Source organism: Azospirillum palustre, from assembly GCF_002573965.1.
Lineage (GTDB): Bacteria > Pseudomonadota > Alphaproteobacteria > Azospirillales > Azospirillaceae > Azospirillum > Azospirillum palustre.
On the sequence record NZ_PDKW01000040.1, the window covers coordinates 305,021 to 327,787 of the forward strand.

The following is a 22,767-nucleotide window of genomic DNA, read 5'->3' on the forward strand; positions in this document are numbered from 1 at the left end:
CATAAGCCTGTACTCACCGGGCCTCGATGTCGACACCAGAAAAATCCTGATTGAAAATGTTGTTCGTGTAGTTTTTCACTTCCTTGCGATGGGCGACGACGATGATCGAGTTCGCAATGGGAAACCACGGGACTTCCTGATGGAAGATCTGCTGGGCTGTGCGGTAATGGGCAGTCCGGCGTGACACATCGCTGGTCACCTTGGCCTTGGTGATCTGCTCTTCGAAATCGGGATTGCACCATCTCGCGATGTTGGCGCCGCCGGGACGAACCGCTCCGCAATTCAGCAGGAAATACAGGAAGTTGTCGGGGTCGCCATTGTCGCCGGTCCAGCCGTAGAGCACCATGTCCTGCTCGCCCTGAGTCACTTGCCGGCGGTAGTTGCCCCAGCTTTCGGTCTTCAGGGTCAGCTTGATCCCGACGCGCTCCAGATTCTCCCGGATCATTTCGGCGGCACGCTTGCCGTTGGGCAGGTAGGGGCGCGTCACCGGCGGATACCACAGGTCGAGGGTGAAGCCTTCGGCATGCCCCGCCTCGACCAGCAGACGACGGGCCTCGGCCGGATCGAACGGGTGATCCTCGATGCTGTCATTGTAGGACCACATGCCGGGCGGAATCGGGTTCTTGGCCGGCATCCCGCCATTCTGATAGACCGCATCGACCAGGGTGCGCTTGTCGATCGCCAGGGTGATCGCCCGCCTCACCCGCACATCGTCGAGCGGTGGTTTCTGGGTGTTGAGCGCCATATAGGCGACGTTCCGCCCATCCTGCCGTTCCAGCACCAGATTCGGATCCTTCTCGATGTTCCCCAACTCGGCCGGGTTGGGGAAAATCATCACGTGGCATTCGCCCGACCGCAGCTTGTTCAAGCGAACCGCGATGTTCGGCGTGATCGAGTAGATCAGATTGTCCAGCGGCTGGCGCCCACGCCAATAGCCGTCGAAGGCCTTGTAACGGATCGCCACGTCCTTCTGGTAGGACACAAGCCGGAACGGTCCCGTTCCGATGGGCATCTCGTCGAACGACGTCTGGCGGCCGGATTTCAGCAGAAAATTCGCATATTCGGCGGATTGGATCGACAGGAACGGCATCGCCAGATCGGCGAGGAATGGCGCTTCCGGATGATCCAGGGTGATGCGGACGGTGTGGTCGTCCAGTTTCTCCACCGACTTCAACAGGGTCGGCAGCCCCATATCCCTGAAGTAATCATAGGTTGCCGGCCCGACATTATGGTAGGGGTGGTCGGCATGCCATTGACGTTCGAAGGTAAACAGAACGTCGTCGGCATTGAGCGGCCGGCTCGGGGTGAACAGATCGTTGGAATGGAAGTTCACATTCCGGCGAAGATGGAAATCATAGATCAGGCCGTCGGCGGAGATCGTGTAGGATTCGGCCAGCCCGCTGCCCGTGATTTGCCCATCCGCCGCCATTTCAACCAGATTGTTGAACAGCGGCGTCACTGCATTCACGGTGGTGCCGGAGGTCGAGAACTGCGCATTGAAGCTCTGCGGATTTCCTTCGGTGCAGTAGACGAGAGACTTCTCCGCCAACGCCGCGCCGGGCATCGTCGCAAGCCCGAAAAGAACAGCCGCCCCCCTTGCAAGACTCCCCGTCAACCTCTTCAGCGGCAAAGGCATTCACTGCTCCTGCGGGGATGGCACTGCGGCGACCAAGGTCATGTTATCAGTAGCAAATCGTCGTGGAAAGCGAATGGTGAACCGCACGCCTCTATCGGGAAGACTGTCCACCGCGATCTTTCCACCCAGCCGATTGACCACAAGGTTGTAGACGATGTGCAGGCCGAGACCCGTGCTGCCCGCACCGCGTCGGGTGGTAAAGAACGGATCGAACACCCGCCCCAGATCGGCGGGCGCAATCCCGCGGCCGTCGTCGGAGTAGACCAGTGTCACCATGTCGGCGCCCTGCGCCGCGGCGGCAATCAGCAGTTGCCCCCGCTGTCCTTCGCGATAGGCGTGAGTGATGGAGTTCATCACGAGATTGGTCAGTATCTGTGCCAGAACGCCGGGAAAGCCATCGATCTCGATGGTCTCCGAACAGTCCACCCGCAGGCTGTGGCCCGCCCGGCGCCAGGACGGGCTGAGACTGGTCGCCAGATCCTCCAGATAAGGCTTCAGAAGGAAAAGCCGCTCCTCGCCGCTGGTCTGGTCGGCGGCGACCTGCTTGAAGCTCTGCACCAGCTCGCAGGCCTGCTGGAGGTTCAGCACCAGCAGCCGGGCGATCTCGTCCGCCGTCTCCTGGAACTCGGCGAAGTCGCTGCGGCGCAGATTGCTCCCGCCCGCCTGCCGCGCCAGGATCGCCAGCCGGTCCTCCAGATGGGTGGCTCCCATCAGGGCATTGCCCAGCGGCGTGTTGATCTCGTGCGCCACGCCGGCAACCAGGCCACCCAGCGACGCCATCTTTTCCGCCTGGATCAGGTCGGCCTGGGTGCGGCGCAGGTCTTCCAGAGCGCGGTCGGCGCGGTCCTTCGCCTGCCGGGCAGCCTGTTCGCGCAGGCCGATCTCGCGGATGAAGAAGGCGGCGGCACGCGCCATCGCACCGAATTCGTCCTGGCGGCGCGTGCCGTCGATCGGCCCGGCCAGCGGGTCCTCGGCCAGCCGGGTCATCTGCTTTTGCAGGCGCAGCACCGGCCGGCTGATCGACCGCGCCACCACCGCCGCGGCACCGCCGCCCAGCAGCAGGCCGATGGTCGCTCCGATGACCAGGATACGGGTCAGCAGCTCGCCGATGCGCGCGGCCTCGTCCCGGAAGGTCTCGTCCAGCTGTCGCGCAGTTTCGACCAAGGCGCCGGCATCGCGGTCCATAGTGATCAGCAGCTGGTTGAGGCGGCGCAGCCCCTCGGCGGTGCGGCGCAGACTGTCGCGCCAGTTGCGGATGGCCGACAGCACCTCGTCCTGCAACAGCGGCGACATGGGAAGGCCGCGCACCGTCTCCAGCAGGGCGCCGGCATCGGCGACGATGCGGTCGGCCTCCTCCGCGTCGCGCACCGCCACCGCGTCGGCGGCCCGCCGGCCGAGACGCAGGGCGACGACGGCGACGTTCTGCGTCTCCTGCTCGGTGTCGTTGGCCTGGATCGCGTAGGCGATCAGTTGCACCACCTCGTCCTGGATCGCGGTGTAGCCGGTGGCCTTCACCATCAGGATGCGGGCGGTCAGCGCCTCGATGGCGGAGGCCGCCTCAGCCCCGGCGCGCTGGGCGGCTTCGAGCGCCTGCTGAGCTGCGGCGGCACGGGCCTGGACCCGGTAAAGCCCGTCCAGCGGCGCACGCAGGGACGGCAGCATGGAGGACAGGAAGGTCACGTCGGGCTGGCGGTTCAGCGTTCCGGTCAGCACCAGCGCCCGTACCACCGGCAGCGTGCGGATGGCCTGCTCGGCCAGCATCCGCTCGCCCAGGGGACTGCTGATGGCCGGCCGCTCGGCATCGTCGCCCCCCAACCCCGCTGCCGCCTGCACAGCCGCTTCGAAGCGGCTCAATGCCGCGTCACGTTCGGCCTGGGCCGCACGCAGTTGGGTGACGGCGGCCTGCAACCCGTCCACCGTGGCGGCATAGCGGGCGGCAGACTGCTTCGCCGGATAGCGATCGACCAGAGGGTCGGTCCGATCCAGGGCCGACTGCAACCGGTCGGCGGTTCCAATCAGCCTGTCGATGGCGATGTGGAAATCGGCCAGGGTCAGCGGGCGGCCGCTGCCGAACAGTCCGACCCCGAACCCGAGGGCGGCGACATGCTGGGCCTCCGCCCGCTGCAAATCCAGCATCGCCTCGCGCAACTCATGGGCGCTGTCGACCACGTCGCGGCTGTCCCGCAGGCGCTGGTCGGCCTCCGTCAGGGATCCGAGGGAATCGACGTTGGCGGCATGCTGGCGTTCGCGGGCGCGGTCGGTCAGCGCCATCAGGGTGGAGGCGTGAAGCCCCATGTCGGCCACCGCGGAGTCGTTTGCGGCGGTCACCTGGATGAAGCTGCGCATCTGGTCGACATAGCGCGCCAGCACGGCGGTCGCGCGCTCCACCTCCGCCCGATGGGTGTTGGCCGATCCGGCCTTGTCCAGTTGGCGCAACTCGGCCGCCGCCGAGTCCGACATACTCTCGAAGCGGTCGGCGCGGCTGGCACGGTCGGCGGGAGCCACCTGAAGATAGTCGATGCGGGCGGCGGTCGCCGCCAGCACGTCGCGATAGACCGAACCTGCGAGCACCGCCGATTCGTAAACCCGCTCGCTGCGGGCCAGCAGCAGCCCGCCGGCCACCGCGATGACCGCCGCGACCATGACCGGCACGCCCCCGACGACCGCGATGCGCGAGCGAATCCTCATGCGCGTCCCGCCGCGCAATCACGCGCGCCGGCTGCCCGGTAAGAGTGCCGGGAGAGGGGCAGGCTCCCGGAAAAGGGTGAATGGCGATCCGCCACGAACGCTCCGCACTCAGGACCTAATGGGCCTTAGCAGAGCAATGGACCGTGGCAAAGGGATAAAGCCACCGGAAAGAAAGCGATAGGCGGGATGGGGCGAAACGCCGCCCCATCCCGCCCCATCCGATGCCGTCTGCGACTTGGCCGGTCAGGACTTGGGCCGTTACGACTTGGTTGCGACGCCGAGCTTGGCCTGCACCGCAGCCAGACCGTCCTTGCCATCAATGGTGGTGACGCCCGACAGCCAGCTCTTCAAAACGTCGGGGTTCTTCTTCAGCCAGGCCTTGGCGGCGGCGTCCGGCTTCTTGTTGCCGTTCATGATGTCGTCCATCACGGCGTTTTCCATCGCCAGCGTGAAGGACAGGTTGGACAGCAGCTTGCCGACATTCGGGCATTCGGCGCCATAGCCCTTGCGGACGTTGGTGCTGACGGTGGCGCCGCCCAGGTTGGGGCCGAACCAGTCGTCGCCGCCCTCCAGATAGGTCAGCTCGAAGCTCTTGTTCATCGGGTGCGGCTCCCAGCCCAGGAAGACCACCCAGCCCTTGTTGCGCGTCGCGCGCTTCACCTCGGCCAGCATGCCGGCCTCGCTGGATTCCACCAGCTTGAAGTCCTTCAGGCCGAAGGCGTCGGCCTTCAGCATCTTGTCGATGATCAGGTTGCCGTCGTTGCCGGCCTCGATGCCATAGATCTTGCCGCTCAGCTTGTCCTTGAACTTCGCGATGTCGGCGAAGGTCTTCAGACCGGCCTCGGCGGCGTATTTCGGAACGGCCAGCGTGTATTTGGCGCCTTCCAGATTGACGCGCGTCACCTCGACCGAGCCGTCTTCCAGCACCGGCTTCACGAAGGGCTCCATCGTCGGCATCCAGTTGCCGAGGAAGACGTCCAGCGACTTGGTCTTCAGGCCGGTGTAGACCAGCGGCACCGACGACATGGTGGTGGTCGGCTTGTAGCCCAGCGCGTCGAGCGTGACGGAGGCGAGCGCCGTCGTCGCCGCGATGTCGGTCCAGCCGACGTCGCCGAAGCGCACCGCCTTGCAGGAGGCCGGTTCGGCGGCCAGCGCCCCGCCGGCGCCCAGCGACACGACCGCGGCGATGCCGGCACCCGCGATCCCCTTGGCCAGAGCCTTCCATCCGTTCATATCCTCAACTCCTCTTTCTTGTCGTTCAGGCTTGTCATTCGGGCTTTGCCGGTCCGGTCCATCCGGCCTGCGTTACCGGCTCTGCCGATTTCGCCATCGACGGACCGGCGAAAATGGCGCATTTGTTGCGGTACAGGCCAAGGTCCCGGTTGAATCCGTCTTGGCTGAACAGGACAGGAGACCGCCAGCCCCATGCCCAAAGTCGGAATGGAACCGATCCGCCGCCGCCAGTTGATCGACGCCACCATCACCTCGATGGGCGAGCATGGTCTGGCCGACACCACGGTCCAGACGATCAGCCGGGGGGCCGGCGTTTCGCCGGGCATCATCCACCATTATTTCGGCGGCAAGGACGAGCTGCTGTCCGCCACCATGCGCAGCATGCTGCAACAGCTGCGCGACGACGCGACCCAGCGGCTGGCGACCGCCGATTCGCCGCGCGCCCGGCTGGAGGCGATCGTCGACTGCAACTTCGCCCCCGGCCAGTTCGAGCCGCGGGTGGTCGCGGCCTGGCTCGGCTTCTGGGCGCAGGCTCCGCACAACCCGGCGCTGGCCCGGCTGCAACGGATCAATGCCCGCCGGCTGCATTCCAACCTGCTGCACGCCCTGCGCCCGCTGCTGCCGCCGGACCGGGCGGAGCGGGTGGCCGTCGGGCTGGCGGCGATGATCGACGGTCTGTGGCTGCGCTTCGCCCTGACCGGCGCCATGGACGGCAGCGCCGCCCGGGCGGTGGCGCTGGGCTATCTCGATTCCGAACTGAACGCCTGACCTCACCGCCGCCACCAGCGCCGTCCGGCAGTCCCGGCGGCGGCCCGGCGGCGGCCGGCGCCGCGACCGCCCGCCCGGCCAAAGCTCTGTGTGATGCGGTCGAGCACGACGGCCAGCAGAACCACGGCCAGACCGCTCTGCACGCCGAGGCCGATGTCCAGGCGTTGGATGCCCTGGAGCACCACGTTGCCCAGCCCGCCGGCGCCGATCATCGAGGCGACGACGATCATCGACAGCGCCATCATCATGGTCTGGTTCACCCCGGCCATGATCGACGGCAGGGCGTTCGGCAACTGAATCTTGAACAGGAGCTGATGGTCACGGCAGCCGAAGGCGCGCCCGGCCTCGACCAGTTCCACCGGCACCTGCCGGATGCCGAGCGCCGTCAGCCGCACCGCCGGCGGCATGGCGAAGACCACCGTGGCGATGATGCCGGGCACCCGTCCCAGGCCGAAGAACAGCACCGCCGGGATCAGATAGACGAAGGCCGGCATGGTCTGCATCAGGTCCAGCAGGGTCTTGCCCACCCCGTCGGCGATCTTGCTGCGCGCCATCCAGATGCCGAGCGGCACTCCGCCGATCAGGCTGAGCACGGTGGAGGCGAGAACGAGCCCAAGGGTGGAAACCGTCGGCTCCCACAGCCCCATCACGAAGATCCCGCCCAGCGACAGCAGGGTGAACAGCGCGAAGGCGCGCCCGACCCGCCAGAGCGCAACCGCCGACAGCACCAGCGCCAGCAGCCAGGGCGGTACCCCGAGCAGCAGCCCGTCCAATGCCTCGCCCAACCCGTCCACCGTCGCGGCGATGACCGTCAGTGCCGGCTGACCGTGGTCGAGGATCGTCGTCACCAGCCATTCGGCGCCGCGGGCGATGCCGCCGCCGATGGTCTCGTTCAGCCACTCGATGTCCAGCAGGGCGATGTCAGCCATGCCGCACCTCGCGCCCGGCGGTCTCGCCGCGGTCGAGCGCCGCCAGCAGCGCCGCGCGGGAAATCACGCCGATGAACCGGCCGTCCGGCTCCACGACCGGCAGCGGACAGGGGGCTGCGGCGACCCGGCCGAGCAGGGCATGGATCGGCGTGTCGGCCGCCACCGGCTCCAGCCCGAACAGGGCCGATGCGCCGTCGCCGGCCAGTACGCCGCGGAAACAGCCGGCGGCATCGGTGCGGTAACGGAACCGTCCGGGCTCCCCCGCGGTTCCATCGTCGGGCGGCCGGGCGAGGTCGCGGGCGCGCAGCACGCGCGAGGCATCGACACCGCGGAAGAAGGCGCGGACATACTCGTCTGCCGGCGAGCGCAGGATTTCCGCCGGGGTGCCGATCTGGGCGATCCGGCCATCCTCCATCACCGCGATGCGGTCGGCGATGCGCATCGCCTCCTCGGCATCGTGGGAAATGAAGACGATGGTGCGGGCATCCTCGCGCTGGAGCCGCAGAAGCTCGTCCTGCATGTCGGTGCGGATCAACGGGTCGAGCGCCGAGAAGGCTTCGTCCATCAGCATGATCGTCGGATTCTTGGCCAGTGCGCGGGCCAAACCCACCCGCTGCTGCATGCCGCCGGACAGCTCGTCGGGATAGCGGTCGGCATAATCCGCCAGACCGACCCGCTCCAGGGCGGCCAGCGCCGCCCGGCGCCGCTCGGCCCGCTTCACCCCGGCCACCTCCAGCCCGAAGGCGGCATTCTCCAGCGCGGTGCGGTTGGGCAGCAGGGCGAAGGACTGGAAGACCATGCTCATGTCCCGCCGCAGCACCTCGACGAGGGCGGCGTAGGGAAGCGCGGTCAGGTCGCGGCCATCGAGCCGGATTTCCCCTTCCGACGGTTCGATCAGGCGGTTGAGCAGCCGGATGATGGTCGATTTTCCCGACCCCGACAGCCCCATGATGACGAAGATCTCGCCCGCCCGGATGTCGAAGCTGGCCTCGGCCACGCCGACATTGACGTTCAGCCGCTGCAGAACCTCCGCCTTGGTCGCTCCCCGGCGCAGCATCTCCAGCGCCGGGCGGGGATCGTCGGCAAAGACCTTGCGCAGGCCGCGCACCGCCAGACGCACCTGTCCAATCGTCGCCGAAGACGAACCGGTGGGCGCGGGCAGAATCGTCGTCATGGGCAAGGCTTCCGGAACGCAACAGACCAGGGTGAAGGCAATCGGGCCGTAGATTGCCCCGAGACGAGGGGCGCGGTCGATAGCTGCGTTCACGAATCCTGCATTTTGATGGTGCCGTTGCGCAATTGGCCGCAGATGGACGCCGATTTTATTTTGATTGATCGTTCAATGAAAAACCGGATGCGAATTTTGGGTACGGGCGGAACCGCCCGCCCGTACCTGCCCATAACCTCAGACGCGCTCGAAGATGGCGGCGATGCCCTGGCCGCCGCCGATGCACATGGTCACCAGGGCATAGCGGCCGCCGGTGCGGTGCAGTTCGTGGATCGCCTTCACCGTGATGATGGCGCCGGTCGCCCCCACCGGATGGCCGAGCGAGATGCCGGAGCCGTTGGGGTTCACCTTGGCCGGGTCGAAATCCAGCTCGCGGATCACAGCACAGGCCTGGGCCGCGAACGCCTCGTTGGATTCGATGACGTCGAGGTCGCCGACCGACAGGCCGGTCCGCTCCAGCACCTTGCGGGTCGCCGGAATCGGGCCGATGCCCATGTAATCGGGCTCGACGCCGGCATGGGCATAGCCGACGAGGCGGGCCAGCGGCTTCAGACCCAGCGCTTCGGCGCGGCGGGCGTCGGCCAGCACCACCGCGGCGGCGCCGTCATTCAGGCCGGAGGCGTTGCCGGCGGTGACCGACCCGTCCTTCTTGAAGACCGGCTTCATCTTCGCCAGCCCTTCCGGGGTGACGTCGCCGCGGACATGCTCGTCGGTGTCGAAGACGATGGTGCCCTTGCGCGAGGCGATCTCCACCGGGACGATCTGGTCCTTGAAACGGCCCTCCGCGATGGCATGGGCGGCGCGGCGCTGGCTTTCCAGCGCCAGGGCGTCCTGCGCCTCGCGGTCGATGCCGTAGCGGGCGGCGACATTCTCCGCCGTCACCCCCATATGAATCTTCTGCCAGGGATCATGCAGAATGCCGTTCATGTAATCGACCAGCGCCCCATCGCCCAGGCGGGTGCCCCAGCGGGCGCTCGGCACGAAATAGGGGCCGCGGCTCATCGATTCCGCACCGGCGCCGATGGCGACATCGCAGTCGCCGAGCGCGATGGACTGCGCCGCCGAAACGATGGCCTGAAGGCCGGAGCCGCAGAGCCGGTTGACGTTGAAGGCGGGCGTACCGATGGGGATGCCGGCATCGATGGCGGCGACGCGGCTGAGATAGGCGTCGTTGGTCTCGGTCGGGATGACGTTGCCCATCACCAGATGCCCGACGGCGTCGGGCGCGGCGCCGGACCGCTCCAGCGCCGCCTTGACCGCAACGGTGGCGAGCCGGGTCAGCGGCACATCCTTGAGGCTGCCGCCGAAGCCGCCGATGGCGGTGCGGGCGGCGCCGACGATGACGATGTCGTTCTGCATGGTTCGGTCCACTTCTCGGACAATAGGACGGTCAGCGGCCGGTGAAGTCCGGCCTGCGCTTGGCGATGAAGGCGTTGACGCCTTCGATGAAATCGCTGGTCGCGGCGGTGGCGAGGAAACGGTCGCGCTCGGCGTCCAGTTGCCGGTCCAGCGTTTGATCGAAGGACTGGCGCATCAGGTGGCGGATGCCGGCATAGGCGACGGTCGGCCCGGCGGCGAGCCGTTCGGCCAGCTTGGCGGTCTCCTCCGCCAGGGATGCCGCCGGTACCACCCGGTTGACCAGCCCGATCCGCAGCGCCTCCGCCGCATCGATCACCTCCGACAGCATCGCCAGTTCCATGGCGCGGCGCAGACCGACGAGACGCGGCAGATGGAAGCTGCCCGACCCGTCCGGCGTGGCGCCGATGCGGGCATAGGCCATGGTGAATTTGGCGTCGTCGGCGGCGATGCAGAGGTCGGCGGCGCTGGCGAGGCTCATCCCCGCCCCGGCCACCGGCCCATGGACGGAAGCCAGGACCGGCACATCCAGCCGGTCGAGAACGCGCAAAGCCTCGTGAAGATGGGCGATGATGGCGCCGGCCACCGCCGGTGCGGCGGCGGGATCGTCGTTGAAGCGGCCGACATCGCCGCCGGCCATGAAGCCGCGGCCATTGCCGGCGATCACCAGCACCCGCGTCGGCCCCGCCCCGTCCTCATCCGCCACGCTGCGGCAGGCGTCGAGGAAGGCGGCGGCAGTCGGCTCGTCCAGCGCGTTCAGCACGCCGGGGCGGTTCAGCCGGATCCAGGACACCGCCCCCTCGCGGACGAGCTGGACCGGCGATGGGGTGGCGGGCGCGGTGTCGGACATCCTGGCGTCTCCCGAAGCTCTACCTGACGGAAGGTATGTTACCGATCGGTATGACCTGTCAACGGTCCGGTTGACCCAACGGTCACTCACGTCCCCCGACCACATCCCTGGGCCGCATCCCTGCTCCCCGCCCCGACGACGGACCTAATCCATGGCTTGGCTGTTGGACCTTGCGACAGGTCGCATCACCGCACGCAAACGAGATTCGGAGCATCGCCATGCATCATCGCCCCCCGACCGGCCTTCCGGCCCTGACGCACTGACGGCAGCGGAGGAGTCAAGGCATGCCACCGGTTGTGCGTTCGGTCGCCTCGCTTCTGCTGGGCGTCGCCTTTCTGATGCTGGCGAACGGAGCCATGTCGACCCTGATCGGGCTGAGGCTGTCGGCGACGGCGTCCGGTGCGACGGCGGTCGGGATGATCACCGCGGCCTATTATGGCGGGCTGACGCTGGGATCGCTCTATGCGCATCGGATCATCACCCGCGTCGGCCATATCAGGGCTTTCTCCGCCTTCGCCTCCGTCGTGTCGGTCGCAGCACTGTCGCACGCGCTGTTCGTCGATGCGCCGCTCTGGGCCCTGCTGCGGCTGACGCAGGGGTTCTGCATGGCCGGACTCTACATGTGCATCGAAAGCTGGCTGAACGGCACCGCCACCAACGAAAGCCGCGGGCAGCTGCTGTCGGCCTACATGGTGACGCTCTATGGCGCCTCCGGCGTCGGGCAGCAGCTGCTGCGCCTGGACGACGAGACCGGCGTGCGGCTGTTCATGATCGTGTCGATCCTGCTGACGCTGGCGCTGGTGCCGGTGGCCCTGACGCGGACCACGCCGCCGCAATTGCCGAACGTCTCCTCCTTCGGCATCAAGCGGCTTTATCGAAGCTCGCCGCTGGGGGTGGCGGGAGTGTTCATCAGCGGGGCGATCACCGGGTCGATCTATGGGCTGGCCCCGGTGTTCGGCGCCTCCTCCAGCTTCGGCGTGTCGGGCACGGCGCTGTTCATGTCGGCGCTGATCCTCGGAGGCATGGCGCTGCAATGGCCGCTCGGCCGGCTCTCGGACCGCTTCGACCGGCGCAGCGTCATCATCGGCCTGTCGGCCGCGCTGTCGCTGACCAGCCTGGGCATGATCGCCGCCGCCGGGATGGACCAGCCGCTGGCGCTGATGCTGGTGGCGCCGCTGTTCGGCGGGCTGGCCTTCACGCTCTATCCGGTCTGCCTCGCCCATACCAACGATTACGTCCGGCGCGAGGACATGGTATCGGCCAGCGGCGGCCTGATCCTGGCCAATTCCGTCGGCGCCATCATCGGTCCGCCGGTGGCGTCGGCGCTGATGACCACCACCGGGCCGGCCGGGCTCTTCAGCTTCGTCACCGGCAGCGCGCTGTGCGCCGCCCTCTATGGACTGTGGCGGACCCGCATGCGTCCGCCTTTGCCCGCCGAGGCGCAGGCCGCCTTCCGCCCGCTGCCGCAGACCACGCCCACCGTCTCGCCCCTGGATCCCATGAGTGCGCTGAGAGCACGCTGAATGCGCCAATGGTACACTGACGATTTTTCGGGAATGCTCCGTTAAGAAGTTCGGGATAAACTGCCGCCCGTTGGAATGCTGGCTGGTGGTTGAATGCCGTTTTCGCGGGAGCCCCAAGTACCGGGGACGTTGGACAAGGACGGGGCAGGAAGCCCCGAAGCCGACCGGTTCGGCGGGCTGGTCCATGCTGTGGCGCAGGATCGCGACCGCACGGCTTTCGCTGCGCTGTTCCGCCATTTCGCGCCGAAGATCCTGCACTATTGCCTGAAGCTCGGCGCCGACCGCAGCACGGCGGAGGAACTGGTCCAGGACGTGATGCTGACGGTCTGGCTGAAGGCCGCCAGCTTCGATCCGGCCCAGGCGACCGTCGGCACCTGGGTGTTCACCATCGCCCGCAACCGGCGCATCGACCGCCTGCGCAAGGAGATGCGCCCCGCCCCCGACCCGGACGATCCGGCGATGATCCCCTCCTCCCTCGCCACGCCGGAGGAGACCGCCCAGATGGTCCAGAGCAGCCGCCAGCTTCAGGACGCGATCGAAACTCTGGCGGAGAACCAATCCGAGGTGCTGCGCCGTTCGTATTTTCTCGAACAGACCCATGAAGAGATCGCCGAGGACACGGAGGTGCCCTTGGGAACGGTCAAGACCCGGCTGCGCCTCGCGCTCAGCCATCTGAAACGCAGCATGAGGGACAAGGCGTGACGGTGCCGCTCCACCATCCGGACGACCAGCTTCTGATCGGCTATGCCAGCGGGCAGGAGCGGGCCGGGAAGTCCCTGCTGGTGGCGACCCACCTCGCCTATTGCCCGGACTGCCGCCGGCGCGTCGCATCGTACGAAGCCTTGTGCGGGAACTGGTTCGAAGAGCTGCCCTGCGCCGGCGACGATGGGCTGGATGGGCTGCTGGACCGCATGGACGGCCTGCTGACCGCCGCGCGGACGCCGCCGGAGCCGGCCCCCATCGAGCTGCCCCCCATTGAGCCGGTCGCAGCCGGCCGGACATGCGGACGGATGGTGCCGGAACCGCTGCGCAGCTGGCTGCCGGACGCCATCGACACGCCGACCGATGACGGATCCTGGCGGGAGATCTCCAAGGGGGTCTGGCTGTCGGGCTGGGAGCGCACCCTATCCGGCACGACGATCCGCCTGCTCCGCATGGCCTCGGGCGCCCCGGTCCCGACGCACCGCCACACCGCGGACGAACTGCTGCTGGTCCTGCGCGGCGCCTTCCGCGACGAATATGGCACCTACGGGCTCGGCGATGTCGCCCACTATGGCGACGGTACCGACCATTACGCTTTCGGCGCCAGCGAGGAAGACTGCATCTGCCTCTTCCTGCTGGACGGCGATCTGATCTTCCTCGACAAGGACGGCAATCCGCTTTAGCCGACGAGGTCCTGATACTCCGGGTGGCGCTTGATGTAGGCCTCGATGAAGGTGCAGATTGGCAGCACCTTCAGGCCCTGGGCCCGGATGTCGTCCAGCGTGCCCTTCGCCAGTTCCGACCCCACCCCCTGGTTGGTCAGGGCGCCCGGCACCTCGGTGTGGGTCAATGCGATCTTGCCGTCGCGCATGTCATAGGTGACCAGCGCGGTGGAGCCCGCCACCGTCAGCTCATAGCGGCCCAGTTCCTCGTTCTTCCGCACCGTCTCGTGCAAGCTCATGGTGTCCTTCGCCTTGGTTGTTCGGTTGGGCGGCCGAGCCGCGGGATTGCGGATCGTCAGCCGACCATCAGGGATTCCGCACCGTCGATCCAGACCGGGGTGCCGGTGATGTGCTTCGCGCGGTCCGACGCCAGGAACAGCGCAAGCTCCGCCACGTCGAAGCTGTCGCCGGACTTGCCGCCGGTCAGGGGCACCTTACCCTGCGGATACTCGATGGGGGTCTTCACCGATTCGATATTCCGCATCCTGGTGTTGTCGGGAATGTCCGTTTCGATGATGCCGGGGCAGATGGCGTTGACGCGGATGCGGCTCGGCGCCAGTTCCAGCGCCAGCATCTTCACCATGGCAAGCTGTGCCGCCTTGGTACAGGAATAGGCGGTGGCGCCGGTGTTGCTGAACACCCGCGTGCCGTTGATCGACGCGGTAACGATCACCGAGCCGCCGCCGGCCTTCTTCAGGTGCGGAACCGCATGGTGCAGCGTCAGGTAGGTGCCGCGCAGGTTGGTGTTGATGGTGCGGTCCCATTCGTCCGGCGTCAGGTCGTCGATGGGCGCCCAGACGCCGTTGATGCCGGCATTGGCGAAGACGATGTCGAGCCGCCCGAACTCCTCCACCAACCGCTCGACCGCCTGCCGCATCGCCGCGTCGTCGCCGACATCCGCAGTCAGGGGGATCGCCTGTCCACCGGCGGCACGGATTTCCTCGGCGGTCTTCGCGATCTCGTCCGCGGTGTGGCTCAGCACGCCGACCGAGGCACCGGACTGGGCGAAGCGTATCGCCGACGCCTTGCCGATTCCGGACCCCGCACCGGTGACCAGCGCGACCTTCCCCGTCAAATCCATAACCCAACTCCAGCCAGTGACCTTCGACGCGAGTGCCAACCCGTGACCGCGCCGTTCGGTTCCCGATGGGCGAACCATGGTACGTAAATTTCGTATAGAGAAACTTTATTCCGAAAACTTGATTTGATTGGATCGTCTGCTAAACTGACGGTCCGCGGGCCTCCGATCCACCCTGCCGTCTGTGATCGGATCGGCCCGGACCTTTGGCTTTTCGGAGAGTGCCGATGCCGTCGCCGGCCCAGACTGAAACGGTTCCGCCCAATCCTGTCCAGTATGCGCGCCAGGGACGCATCGGCGTCGTCACCGTCGATTACCCGCCGGTGAATGCCGTCGGCCATGGCGTGCGCAGCGGGCTGGTTGCGGCATTGGACGCCGGGCTGGCCGACGACGGGGCGGAGGCGCTGCTGATCGTCTGCGCCGGCCGCACCTTCATGGCCGGGGCTGACATCCGGGAGTTCGGCAAGCCCTCCGCCCCGCCGACCCTGCCGGAGGTGGTGGCACGCCTCGATGCGGCCACCAAGCCGGTGATCGCCACCATCCATGGCACGGCGCTGGGCGGCGGGCTGGAGGTGGCGCTGGCCTGCCATGTCCGCATCGCGCTGAAGTCGGCCAAGCTCGGCCTGCCGGAGGTCAAGCTGGGCCTGCTGCCGGGCGCCGGCGGTACGCAGCGGCTGCCGCGGCTGGTCGGGGCGGCCAAGGCGCTGGACATGATCCTGTCCGGCGATCCGGTGGGTGCCGAAGAGGCGCTGGCCCTCGGCCTCGTCGATGCGGTGGAGGACGGCGCCTCCGCCCTGGAGGCCGGCCTGCGCACCGCCGAGCGGCTTCTGTCCGATGGGAGTCGCCCGCAGCCGGTCAGTGCCCGCACCGACCGCATCGCCGGCACCGATCCCGCCCTGTTCACGGCGAAGCGGGCCGAGCTTGCCAAGCGGCAGCCGCACCTGTTCTCCCCCCACCGCATCGTCGACGCGGTGGAAGCCGCCGTCACCCTGCCCTTCGACGAAGGGACGGCGCGCGAGCGGGACCTGTTCCTCGCCTGCATGGACTCGCCGCAGCGCGCCGGCCTGATCCACGCCTTCTTCGCCGAACGCGAGGTGGCAAAGGTCCCCGGCCTGCCGGCCGGCACGCCGACGCGCGACATCCGCAAGGTCGGTGTGATCGGCGCCGGCACCATGGGCGGCGGCATCGCCATGTGCTTCGCCAATGCCGGCATTCCGGTGGTGCTGGTCGACAGCGCGCAGGACGGGCTGGAGCGCGGCATGGCCGCCATCCGCCGCAATTACGACTCCACCCTCCGCAAGGGCCGCCTGACCGCGGCACAGTTGGACGAGCGGATGGCGCTGATCCATCCCACCCTGTCCTACGACGAACTGGCCGACGCCGATCTGGTGGTGGAGGCGGCCTTCGAGAGCATGGAGGTCAAGCAGGCGATCTTCCAGACGCTGGACCGGACCTGCAAGCCGGGGGCGATCCTCGCCACCAACACCTCGACGCTGGACGTGGACGCCATCGCCGCGGCGACCGGCCGGCCGCAGGACGTGCTGGGCATGCATTTCTTCAGCCCGGCCAACGTCATGCGCCTGCTGGAGGTGGTGCGCGGGGCGAAGACCTCCGACACGGTGCTGGCGACGGCGATGGGGCTGGCGCGCCGGATCGGCAAGGTCGGCGTGGCGGTCGGCGTCTGCTACGGCTTCGTCGGCAACCGCATCCTGCACCAGCGCGGCCGGGAGTCGATGGCCCTGGTCGAGGAAGGCGCCAGCCCGGAACAGGTCGACCGCGTGCTGACGGAGTTCGGTTTCCCGCTCGGCCATTTCTCGATGACCGACCTTGCCGGGATCGATGTCGGCTGGCGCATCCGCGAGGAGCGGCGCAAGGCCGGCGATCCGGAGGCGCAGTCGCCCAACTGGCTCGACATCCTGGCGGAGCGTGGGCGCTACGGCCAGAAGACCGCGGCTGGCGTCTACCGCTACGAACCCGGCAGCCGCACCCCGATCCCCGATCCGGAGGTGGCCGCAGTGATCGAGGAGGACCGCCGCCGCCGCGGCATCGCCCCGCGTCCGGTCAGCGACGGGGAGGTCCGCGAACGCTGCCTCTATGCGATGGTGAACGAGGCGGCCAAAATCCTTGAGGAAGGCATCGCCGCCCGTCCGGTGGACATCGATGCCATCTGGCTGCACGGCTACGGCTTCCCCTCCTGGCGCGGCGGCCTGCTGTTCTGGGCCAACCGGGAAGGGCTGGGCAAGATCGCCGAGGCGGTCCAGCGTTACCATCGCGACATCGGCGGCCCGCAATGGCGGCCGTCGGCTTTGCTCCTGCAATGTGCGGCGGAAGGCCGGGCCATCGGATGCTGAATCCGGAATGTGGATTTCAAACCAGAAACTAGTTTCTGTTACTGATTGTTAGGAATCTCCCCTATACTCTGTCGTCAGGGATGCCCCGCTGCCCCCGACCGGCCCCCCAGCCGACGGGATCGACGGAGCGGACCTGACCCGAGGAACCCGGACCACACCGAAGGGGAAAAGCATGAAGGACATGACCGTCGCAGCCACCGACTGGGGTCTCCACGCCGTCGCCTGCAGCGGCCTTCGTGACGTTCCTCCCTCCGTCTGGCTCGGGACGTTGCGCAACGCGCTGTCCGGTGCAGGCACTGGCCGCAGCCTGTTCCTGGATCTGCGGGAGGTCGGCAATCCCCCCTTGCCGCCGTCCCATCTGGGAGCCCTGGCATCGGTCGTCGCACAGGCCGGTTACAGTGCGGTTCTGGTGTCGGACCTCCGGCTCGGCCATGCTTTGTGCGATGCGGTTCGCCGCAGCGGTTCGAACGGAGAAATGGCTGCCGGCCTGCGCGTGCTGTCCGCGGACGGACGCGACCGGGTCGCCATCGCCGCCGCCTACCAGTGGCTGTTGAACGGGCGGGAGCCTGCGGATGCCCTTCTGGTGTCCGACCGCCGTCCGTCGGTCCTGGTCTTCCCCGCGACCGTGGCGCACAGGCGGCCGACCTCCCCCGGTTCCGCCGATCTGCGCCACGCCTCGTAACCGTCCTGCCGTAACCGCTTCATTTCCGCAGTCGTCGTCGTCTCAACTGCCTTTTCGCCCCGGCCGGACCCGTCCCGCCGGGGTTTTTTATGTCCATCTGAATTTTCCCGAAAGAATCTGCGCCAGCTTTCTCCCGCCGTTCCGTGGATAGCCACAGAACGAACGGGGCGGCGCCAGCCCGCCGCCCATCCCGAAAAGCCATCGGCCTGAATCGCCGCGAAATCCCGCCCGGATTCCGCGAACGGGCCGCGATTGGGTGGAGAAGGCGATGCTGGTCGATTCCGTCAGCGCAACGACGTCAACGACGTCGACGAAGTCCACGTCGAGCAGCTCGTCAGCCACGAGCGCGACCGACAGCTATCAGACATTTCTGACACTGCTGATGAAGCAGCTCGAGGTCCAGGACCCGACCAACCCGGTCGACACGACCACCTTCACCACCCAGCTCGTCCAACTGTCCGGGCTGGAACAGCAAATGTCGATCAACGACAAGCTCGACGAGCTGAACAGCACGGTGTCCGACCTCAGCAGCACCCTGTCGTCCTCCCTCGGGTCCGGCAGCGGCGCCGTCAATTACTACGGTAAGACGGTCGAGGCCGAGGGATCCACCACGCCATTGCAGGACGGCGAGGCGAGCTGGGAATACGACCTCGAGTCCGCGGCGTCCTCGGTCAAGCTGACCATCACCGATTCCAGCGGCAACACCGTCTACAGCGACGTCGGCTCCTCCACCGCCGCCGGCACGCACGAGGTGACCTGGGACGGTGTCGGCACCGACGGCAAGAGCTACAGCAGCGGCACCTACACCCTGTCGGTCACCGCGCTCGATGCCAACGGCAAGGCCATCGACACCGCCACCCGCTTCAAGGGCACCGTGACCGCCGTCGACAGCTCGTCCGGCACGGCGGTGCTGAGCGTCGGCGGCGTCAGCCTGTCGGCCGACAAGGTGCTGACGGTCTCCTGACCCCTCCCCCCGGACAATTCGAAAGACAGGTGCCGCCATGAGCCTCACCAGCGCAATGTACAGCGCCACGTCCGGGCTGACCGCCCAGAGCAAGGCGCTCGCCAGCATCTCCAGCAACATCGCCAATTCCAGCACCACCGGCTTCAAGGGCACGGTGACGGAGTTCACCTCCTACATCAACAAGACCACCACGGTGGACGAGCAGGTCGGCGGCGTCATCGCGTCCAACACCCGCAGCGTCAGCCGCCAGGGCGAAATCCAGTCGTCGGCGACCACCACCAACATGGCGGTCAACGGCGACGGCTTCTTCGTCGTGTCGGACAAGACCGCGAGCGGCGGCACCTACTTCACCCGCAACGGCTCCTTCTCCACCGATTCCAACGGCAATCTGGTCAATTCGGAGGGCTATTACCTCTATGGCTGGGCGGTGGGCGACGACGGCACCATCAAGGCCGGCAACAAGACCTCCACCGACAGCCTGGAGGCGATCAACCTGACCAGCATCAAGGGTACGCCCAAGGCGACCTCGACGCTGGACATCGAGGCCAACCTGCCGTCCGACGCCGCGACCGGCGACAGTTTCACCACCGACGTGGAACTGTTCGACGCCCTGGGCAACAGCCATTCGGTGACGATGAGCTGGAGCAAGACGGCCGACAACACATGGTCGCTCAACGCCTCCGACCCGACAAGCTCGGCCGACGGCACGACCACGACCGGCACGATCTCCGGCTTCCCGATCTCCATCGCTTTCAACAGCGACGGTTCGCTCGCCAGCGCCACCCGGACCGACAGCAGCGGCACCACGACCAGCGTCGATCCGTCGGCCATCGGCTTTTCGGTCGGCGGCTGGACCACCGGCGCCGGCGACAGCACGGTGACGATGTCGCTCGGCAGCGCCAACAGCACGACCGGGCTGACGCAATACGCATCGGGCGAGAGCACCGCCGCCATCGGCGACTGGACCGCCACCGGCAACGGCTACGAGCCCGGCACCCTGACCGGGACCACCATCGACAGCAGCGGCGTGGTGCGCGCCACCTTCGACAATGGCGAGACGCGGGCGATCTACCAGATCCCCATCGCGACCTTCGCAAATTCCAACGGGCTGGAGAGCGAGAGCGGAACCACCTTCACCCAGACCTACGAATCCGGCAATTACCAACTGCGCACCGCCGGCGACGGCAAGGCCGGCGAGATCGAGGCCAGCTCGCTCGAAAGCTCCACGGTGGAGCTGACCGACGAGTTCAGCCGGATGATCGTCGCCCAGCAGGCCTATTCCGCCGCGTCCAAGGTGATGACGACGGCGCAGGACATGATCGACACGCTGATCTCGATGAAGCGCTGACGCCATGGCCGCCGCGCCCGACGAACGCTTCGCCCGCGCCGAGACCCTGCTGATGGAACACCGGCGGCTGACAGTCCAGGCGCGGGCCTTGCTGGCAAGGACCGCCACGCAGGCCGAGCGGCTGGCGATGGCCGACGATCTGATCGCGCTGATCGACGGGCTCGATGTGGAGAAGCGGGCGCTGGGAGCCCGGATCAACCGCGGCCGGGTCGCCAATGCCGCGATGAGCGCCTATGGGCGGGCGATGGCGGCGCGCCGGTAGGGACAGCGGGCAACCGAAGCCGACGCTCCCCCCAAAAATCCCCGCCAGTTTTCGGTCCACCCGCCGTGGAACCAGACATCCAAAACCCGGAGCTATCGCCATGGCCCTCAAGCAGACCCTGCGCAAGCCGGCCCCGCCGAAGCCCGTTCTGACCAAGGCCCAGCCCCCCGCCCAGACCGGCACGCCGGAAAACCCCACCGTCTTCCTCCGCGTCGATGCGGTGGAGGTTCTGGAAGCCTTCGTCACCGAACTGGACCGCGCCGCAACGCGCGCCGAGGCGGCGGTGCGCGAGGGACGGCCGCGCGACGCGCTGCTGGCGGCGGGCGACATGCAGACGCTGCTGCGCAGCTGGAAGGACCGGCTGGCCGATGCGCTGGCGCAGACGCGCAGCAAGCGCGTCGCCCCCGCCGTGCGCGGCGCCGCCAAGGCCGCCGCCGACCGGGTCCTGCCGGCGCTGGCCGCCCGCATGCGGGAGATCGAGGCGCAGATCAAGGTCCACCGCGCCCGCCAGAACGCCATCGGCGCCGCCCTGCGCGCCGCGTCCACCGCACCGGCCGGCGTCTATGGCGTCGCCTATGGCCCCGGCGCCCGCTATGGCGCGCGGGTGGCGATGCGCACCACCGGCCATGTCGTCGGGCTGACAGCCTGACCGTTTGGGCGCGGATAGCCGGAAAGGAAGCCCGCAATGTCGCTTCGCGTCGCCAGTTCCATCGCCTCATCGGCTCTGCGCACGTCCGAGGTCGGGATCGCCGTCGCCTCATCCAACGTCGCCAACGCCGACACCGACGGCTACACCCGCAAGACCGCGTCCAACGTCACCCGCAGCACCGGCGTCAACGTCGCCAGCGTCGATGTCACCGCGGTCAGCAGCAACGTCGACCGCTATCTGCTGAAGACGCTCGTCTCGGCCCAGTCCGACCTCGGCTACACCGACACCCGCAACAGCTATCTCGACCAGATGCAGTCGGCCTTCGGCAGCGTCAGCAGCGACGACAGCGGCGGCACCGACATCGGGTCGATGATCGACGCGCTGGCCGACACGCTGGGCACGCTGGCGACTTCCCCCGAAAGCGAGAGCGCCAAGGCCGCCACCGTGCAGGACCTGTCGGATCTGGCGGAGACACTGCGCAGCACTTCCTCGTCCATCCAGTCGCTGCGCGCACAGGCCGACGACGGGATCGCCACCACCGTCGACACCATCAACGAGACGCTGAGCGGCATCGATTCCCTCAACGACCGGATCGTGAAGGGCAAGGCGCTGGGCCAGAACGTCACCGACCTGGAGGACCAGCGCAACACCGCGCTGAAGAGCCTGTCCAAGTCCATCGACGTCACCTATCAGGTCGACGACAGCGGGCTGATGCGCATCTCCACCGCGTCGGGCAAGTCGCTGCTCGACACCAAGGTGCACGAGCTGTCCTACACGCCGGCCGCCTCGGTCAGCGCCAGCACCGTCTACAGTACCGGCGGCAGCAGCGGCTTCGGCGGCATCATGCTGAACGGGGTGGACGTCACCGGCTCGTCGCTCGGCGGTTCGCTGGGCGCGCTGGTTCAGCTGCGCGACACCGACCTGCCGGCGCAGCAGGCCGGCCTGGACGAGCTGGCGACCACCCTGATGGACAGGCTGAACGCCATCCAGAACCAGGGCACCTCCTATCCCGCTCCGCAAAGCCTGACCGGTACCGAAACCGTCTCGGCAACCGATGCGCTGAAGGTGACAAGCGGCACGCTCCGCGTCGCCGTCACCGACAGTTCCGGCACGGCGGCGGAGGTTCTCGACATCGACCTGTCGACCAAATCGACCCTTCAGGACGTCGTCGATGCCATCAACACGATGAGCAGCACCTCGGCCTCGATCTCCGCCGACGGCAAGCTGGTCATCTCCGCCACCGGCACCGGCACCGGCATCGCGTTGGGCGGGGACGCCAACGATGGCACGACCGGCGCCTTCTCCGACGCCTATGGCCTGAACGACCTGCTGACCGGCACCGGGGCCTCCGACATCAAGGTCGCGACCCGCATCGCCAACGACAGCAGCCTGCTCGCCACCGGTGCCCTGTCCTCCGCTAGCGGACTGACCGCCGGCGACACGGCGCTGACCAGCGGCGAGGGATCGGTGGCGAAGGCGCTGTCGGCAGCCTTTTCCGCCAGCCACGATTTCGATGCCGTCGGGTCGTTGAGCGCCCGCAGCACGAGCTTCGCCGGCTACGCCGGTGCGGTGATCCAGGGGGCGGCGACGCTCGCCGACAAGGCATCCACCGCCTACGACAGCCAGAAAACCTACACCAGCAGCCTCGAATCGACCTTCTCGTCGCAGAGCGGCGTGAATGTCGACGAGGAGACCGCCGCGATCTCCACCCTGCAATCCGCCTACGAGGCCGCCGCCGCGGTCATGAAGACGTTGCAGGAGATGTTCAGCACGGCGCTCGACATGGTCCAGTAGAGGA

The 22,767-nt window shown here is 67.6% G+C and carries 21 protein-coding genes; 11 read left to right on the plus strand and 10 right to left on the minus strand.

Features of this window, described 5'->3' with window-relative positions:
- Positions 1–13 precede the first annotated feature (13 nt).
- The 3 genes from CRT60_RS11325 to CRT60_RS11335 all read right to left on the minus strand — a co-directional run bounded on the left by CRT60_RS11325 (position 14) and on the right by CRT60_RS11335 (position 5,557).
- Positions 14–1,636: an ABC transporter substrate-binding protein gene (locus tag CRT60_RS11325; RefSeq protein WP_098736526.1), complete on the minus strand. Its 1,623-nt coding sequence runs from the start codon at positions 1,634–1,636 to the stop codon at positions 14–16.
- On the minus strand, positions 1,637–4,324 hold the full coding sequence (locus tag CRT60_RS11330) for a sensor histidine kinase (protein WP_098736527.1): 2,688 nt from the start codon (positions 4,322–4,324) through the stop codon (positions 1,637–1,639).
- Positions 4,325–4,582: 258 nt separating this feature from the next.
- A complete protein-coding gene (locus tag CRT60_RS11335; protein ID WP_098736528.1) occupies positions 4,583–5,557 on the minus strand; it encodes a choline ABC transporter substrate-binding protein in 975 nt (324 codons plus the stop codon).
- Between the two features lie 192 nt (positions 5,558–5,749).
- On the opposite strand from CRT60_RS11335, the gene betI reads away from it, so the two are divergent.
- Positions 5,750–6,325 carry a transcriptional regulator BetI gene (betI, locus tag CRT60_RS11340; RefSeq protein ID WP_098736529.1) on the plus strand — a complete coding sequence of 192 codons (576 nt, stop codon included), beginning with the start codon at positions 5,750–5,752 and terminating at the stop codon, positions 6,323–6,325.
- Between the two features lie 2 nt (positions 6,326–6,327).
- Here betI and CRT60_RS11345 read toward each other — a convergent pair whose 3' ends face one another.
- The 4 genes from CRT60_RS11345 to CRT60_RS11360 all read right to left on the minus strand — a co-directional run bounded on the left by CRT60_RS11345 (position 6,328) and on the right by CRT60_RS11360 (position 10,688).
- Positions 6,328–7,254 (minus strand): ABC transporter permease, encoded by a 927-nt coding sequence (locus CRT60_RS11345; RefSeq protein WP_098736530.1) that lies wholly within the window; start codon positions 7,252–7,254, stop codon positions 6,328–6,330.
- On the minus strand, positions 7,247–8,428 hold the full coding sequence (locus tag CRT60_RS11350) for a quaternary amine ABC transporter ATP-binding protein (RefSeq protein WP_098736531.1): 1,182 nt from the start codon (positions 8,426–8,428) through the stop codon (positions 7,247–7,249). Before CRT60_RS11350 ends, CRT60_RS11345 begins: the two co-directional genes overlap by 8 nt.
- Positions 8,429–8,659: 231 nt before the next feature.
- Complete coding sequence (locus CRT60_RS11355; protein ID WP_098736532.1) at positions 8,660–9,841, minus strand: acetyl-CoA C-acyltransferase family protein; 1,182 nt, start codon at positions 9,839–9,841, stop codon at positions 8,660–8,662.
- Positions 9,842–9,872: 31 nt separating this feature from the next.
- Complete coding sequence (locus tag CRT60_RS11360) at positions 9,873–10,688, minus strand: enoyl-CoA hydratase/isomerase family protein (protein ID WP_098736533.1); 816 nt, start codon at positions 10,686–10,688, stop codon at positions 9,873–9,875.
- A 284-nt stretch (positions 10,689–10,972) separates the two neighbouring features.
- Here CRT60_RS11360 and CRT60_RS11365 point away from each other — a divergent pair, with 284 nt between their 5' ends.
- From CRT60_RS11365 to CRT60_RS11375, 3 genes are all read left to right on the plus strand, one after another.
- Positions 10,973–12,211 (plus strand): MFS transporter, encoded by a 1,239-nt coding sequence (locus CRT60_RS11365; RefSeq protein WP_098736534.1) that lies wholly within the window; start codon positions 10,973–10,975, stop codon positions 12,209–12,211.
- Between the two features lie 129 nt (positions 12,212–12,340).
- Positions 12,341–12,913: a sigma-70 family RNA polymerase sigma factor gene (locus CRT60_RS11370; protein WP_244592415.1), complete on the plus strand. Its 573-nt coding sequence runs from the start codon at positions 12,341–12,343 to the stop codon at positions 12,911–12,913.
- Positions 12,910–13,596, plus strand: a complete 687-nt coding sequence (locus CRT60_RS11375) for a cupin domain-containing protein (RefSeq protein ID WP_098736536.1) — start codon at positions 12,910–12,912, stop codon at positions 13,594–13,596. The genes CRT60_RS11370 and CRT60_RS11375 overlap by 4 nt, the downstream gene beginning before the upstream one ends.
- Here CRT60_RS11375 and CRT60_RS11380 read toward each other — a convergent pair.
- Complete coding sequence (locus CRT60_RS11380) at positions 13,593–13,874, minus strand: GNAT family N-acetyltransferase (protein ID WP_098736537.1); 282 nt, start codon at positions 13,872–13,874, stop codon at positions 13,593–13,595. The genes CRT60_RS11375 and CRT60_RS11380 overlap by 4 nt on opposite strands.
- Positions 13,875–13,930: 56 nt before the next feature.
- Positions 13,931–14,716: an SDR family oxidoreductase gene (locus CRT60_RS11385; protein WP_098736538.1), complete on the minus strand. Its 786-nt coding sequence runs from the start codon at positions 14,714–14,716 to the stop codon at positions 13,931–13,933.
- A gap of 224 nt (positions 14,717–14,940) precedes the next feature.
- On the opposite strand from CRT60_RS11385, the gene CRT60_RS11390 reads away from it, so the two are divergent.
- Both CRT60_RS11390 and CRT60_RS11395 read left to right on the plus strand, forming a co-directional pair.
- Entirely contained in the window at positions 14,941–17,064 is a 2,124-nt protein-coding gene (locus CRT60_RS11390) for a 3-hydroxyacyl-CoA dehydrogenase NAD-binding domain-containing protein (RefSeq protein WP_098736539.1), read from the plus strand.
- Between the two features lie 172 nt (positions 17,065–17,236).
- Entirely contained in the window at positions 17,237–17,746 is a 510-nt protein-coding gene (locus CRT60_RS11395; protein WP_098736540.1) for a hypothetical protein, read from the plus strand.
- 87 nt (positions 17,747–17,833) lie between these two features.
- On the opposite strand, the gene CRT60_RS11400 is transcribed toward CRT60_RS11395, so the two are convergent.
- Positions 17,834–18,088, minus strand: coding sequence for a hypothetical protein (locus CRT60_RS11400; protein ID WP_244592416.1), 255 nt, complete (start codon positions 18,086–18,088; stop codon positions 17,834–17,836).
- Between CRT60_RS11400 and CRT60_RS11405 the strand changes: the two genes are divergently transcribed.
- The 5 genes from CRT60_RS11405 (at position 18,015) to flgK (ending at position 22,763) form a co-directional block, all read left to right on the plus strand.
- The gene (locus tag CRT60_RS11405; protein WP_244592417.1) at positions 18,015–18,710 is read left to right on the plus strand and encodes a flagellar hook assembly protein FlgD; all 696 of its coding nucleotides are present in this window, start codon (positions 18,015–18,017) and stop codon (positions 18,708–18,710) included. The two genes, CRT60_RS11400 and CRT60_RS11405, sit on opposite strands and share 74 nt — an antisense overlap.
- Before the next feature lie 37 nt (positions 18,711–18,747).
- Positions 18,748–20,058 carry a flagellar hook protein FlgE gene (flgE, locus tag CRT60_RS11410; RefSeq protein ID WP_098736542.1) on the plus strand — a complete coding sequence of 437 codons (1,311 nt, stop codon included), beginning with the start codon at positions 18,748–18,750 and terminating at the stop codon, positions 20,056–20,058.
- 4 nt (positions 20,059–20,062) lie between these two features.
- Entirely contained in the window at positions 20,063–20,320 is a 258-nt protein-coding gene (locus tag CRT60_RS11415; RefSeq protein ID WP_098736543.1) for a hypothetical protein, read from the plus strand.
- A 100-nt stretch (positions 20,321–20,420) separates the two neighbouring features.
- Positions 20,421–20,969, plus strand: coding sequence for a hypothetical protein (locus CRT60_RS11420; RefSeq protein ID WP_098736544.1), 549 nt, complete (start codon positions 20,421–20,423; stop codon positions 20,967–20,969).
- A gap of 36 nt (positions 20,970–21,005) precedes the next feature.
- Positions 21,006–22,763 (plus strand): flagellar hook-associated protein FlgK, encoded by a 1,758-nt coding sequence (gene flgK / locus CRT60_RS11425; protein WP_098736545.1) that lies wholly within the window; start codon positions 21,006–21,008, stop codon positions 22,761–22,763.
- Positions 22,764–22,767 lie beyond the last annotated feature (4 nt).

Coding starts and splice junctions, on each gene's coding strand:
- CRT60_RS11365 (WP_098736534.1), top strand. CDS start 10,973: ATGCCACCGGTTGTGCGTTCGGTCGCCTCGCTTCTGCTGGGCGTCGCC.
- CRT60_RS11325 (WP_098736526.1), bottom strand. CDS start 1,636: ATGCCTTTGCCGCTGAAGAGGTTGACGGGGAGTCTTGCAAGGGGGGCG.
- CRT60_RS11350 (WP_098736531.1), bottom strand. CDS start 8,428: ATGACGACGATTCTGCCCGCGCCCACCGGTTCGTCTTCGGCGACGATT.
- flgE (WP_098736542.1), top strand. CDS start 18,748: ATGAGCCTCACCAGCGCAATGTACAGCGCCACGTCCGGGCTGACCGCC.
- CRT60_RS11405 (WP_244592417.1), top strand. CDS start 18,015: ATGCTGGTCGATTCCGTCAGCGCAACGACGTCAACGACGTCGACGAAG.
- CRT60_RS11415 (WP_098736543.1), top strand. CDS start 20,063: ATGGCCGCCGCGCCCGACGAACGCTTCGCCCGCGCCGAGACCCTGCTG.
- CRT60_RS11385 (WP_098736538.1), bottom strand. CDS start 14,716: ATGGATTTGACGGGGAAGGTCGCGCTGGTCACCGGTGCGGGGTCCGGA.
- CRT60_RS11330 (WP_098736527.1), bottom strand. CDS start 4,324: ATGAGGATTCGCTCGCGCATCGCGGTCGTCGGGGGCGTGCCGGTCATG.
- CRT60_RS11360 (WP_098736533.1), bottom strand. CDS start 10,688: ATGTCCGACACCGCGCCCGCCACCCCATCGCCGGTCCAGCTCGTCCGC.
- flgK (WP_098736545.1), top strand. CDS start 21,006: ATGTCGCTTCGCGTCGCCAGTTCCATCGCCTCATCGGCTCTGCGCACG.
- CRT60_RS11345 (WP_098736530.1), bottom strand. CDS start 7,254: ATGGCTGACATCGCCCTGCTGGACATCGAGTGGCTGAACGAGACCATC.
- CRT60_RS11395 (WP_098736540.1), top strand. CDS start 17,237: ATGAAGGACATGACCGTCGCAGCCACCGACTGGGGTCTCCACGCCGTC.
- betI (WP_098736529.1), top strand. CDS start 5,750: ATGCCCAAAGTCGGAATGGAACCGATCCGCCGCCGCCAGTTGATCGAC.
- CRT60_RS11355 (WP_098736532.1), bottom strand. CDS start 9,841: ATGCAGAACGACATCGTCATCGTCGGCGCCGCCCGCACCGCCATCGGC.
- CRT60_RS11335 (WP_098736528.1), bottom strand. CDS start 5,557: ATGAACGGATGGAAGGCTCTGGCCAAGGGGATCGCGGGTGCCGGCATC.
- CRT60_RS11390 (WP_098736539.1), top strand. CDS start 14,941: ATGCCGTCGCCGGCCCAGACTGAAACGGTTCCGCCCAATCCTGTCCAG.
- CRT60_RS11420 (WP_098736544.1), top strand. CDS start 20,421: ATGGCCCTCAAGCAGACCCTGCGCAAGCCGGCCCCGCCGAAGCCCGTT.
- CRT60_RS11380 (WP_098736537.1), bottom strand. CDS start 13,874: ATGAGCTTGCACGAGACGGTGCGGAAGAACGAGGAACTGGGCCGCTAT.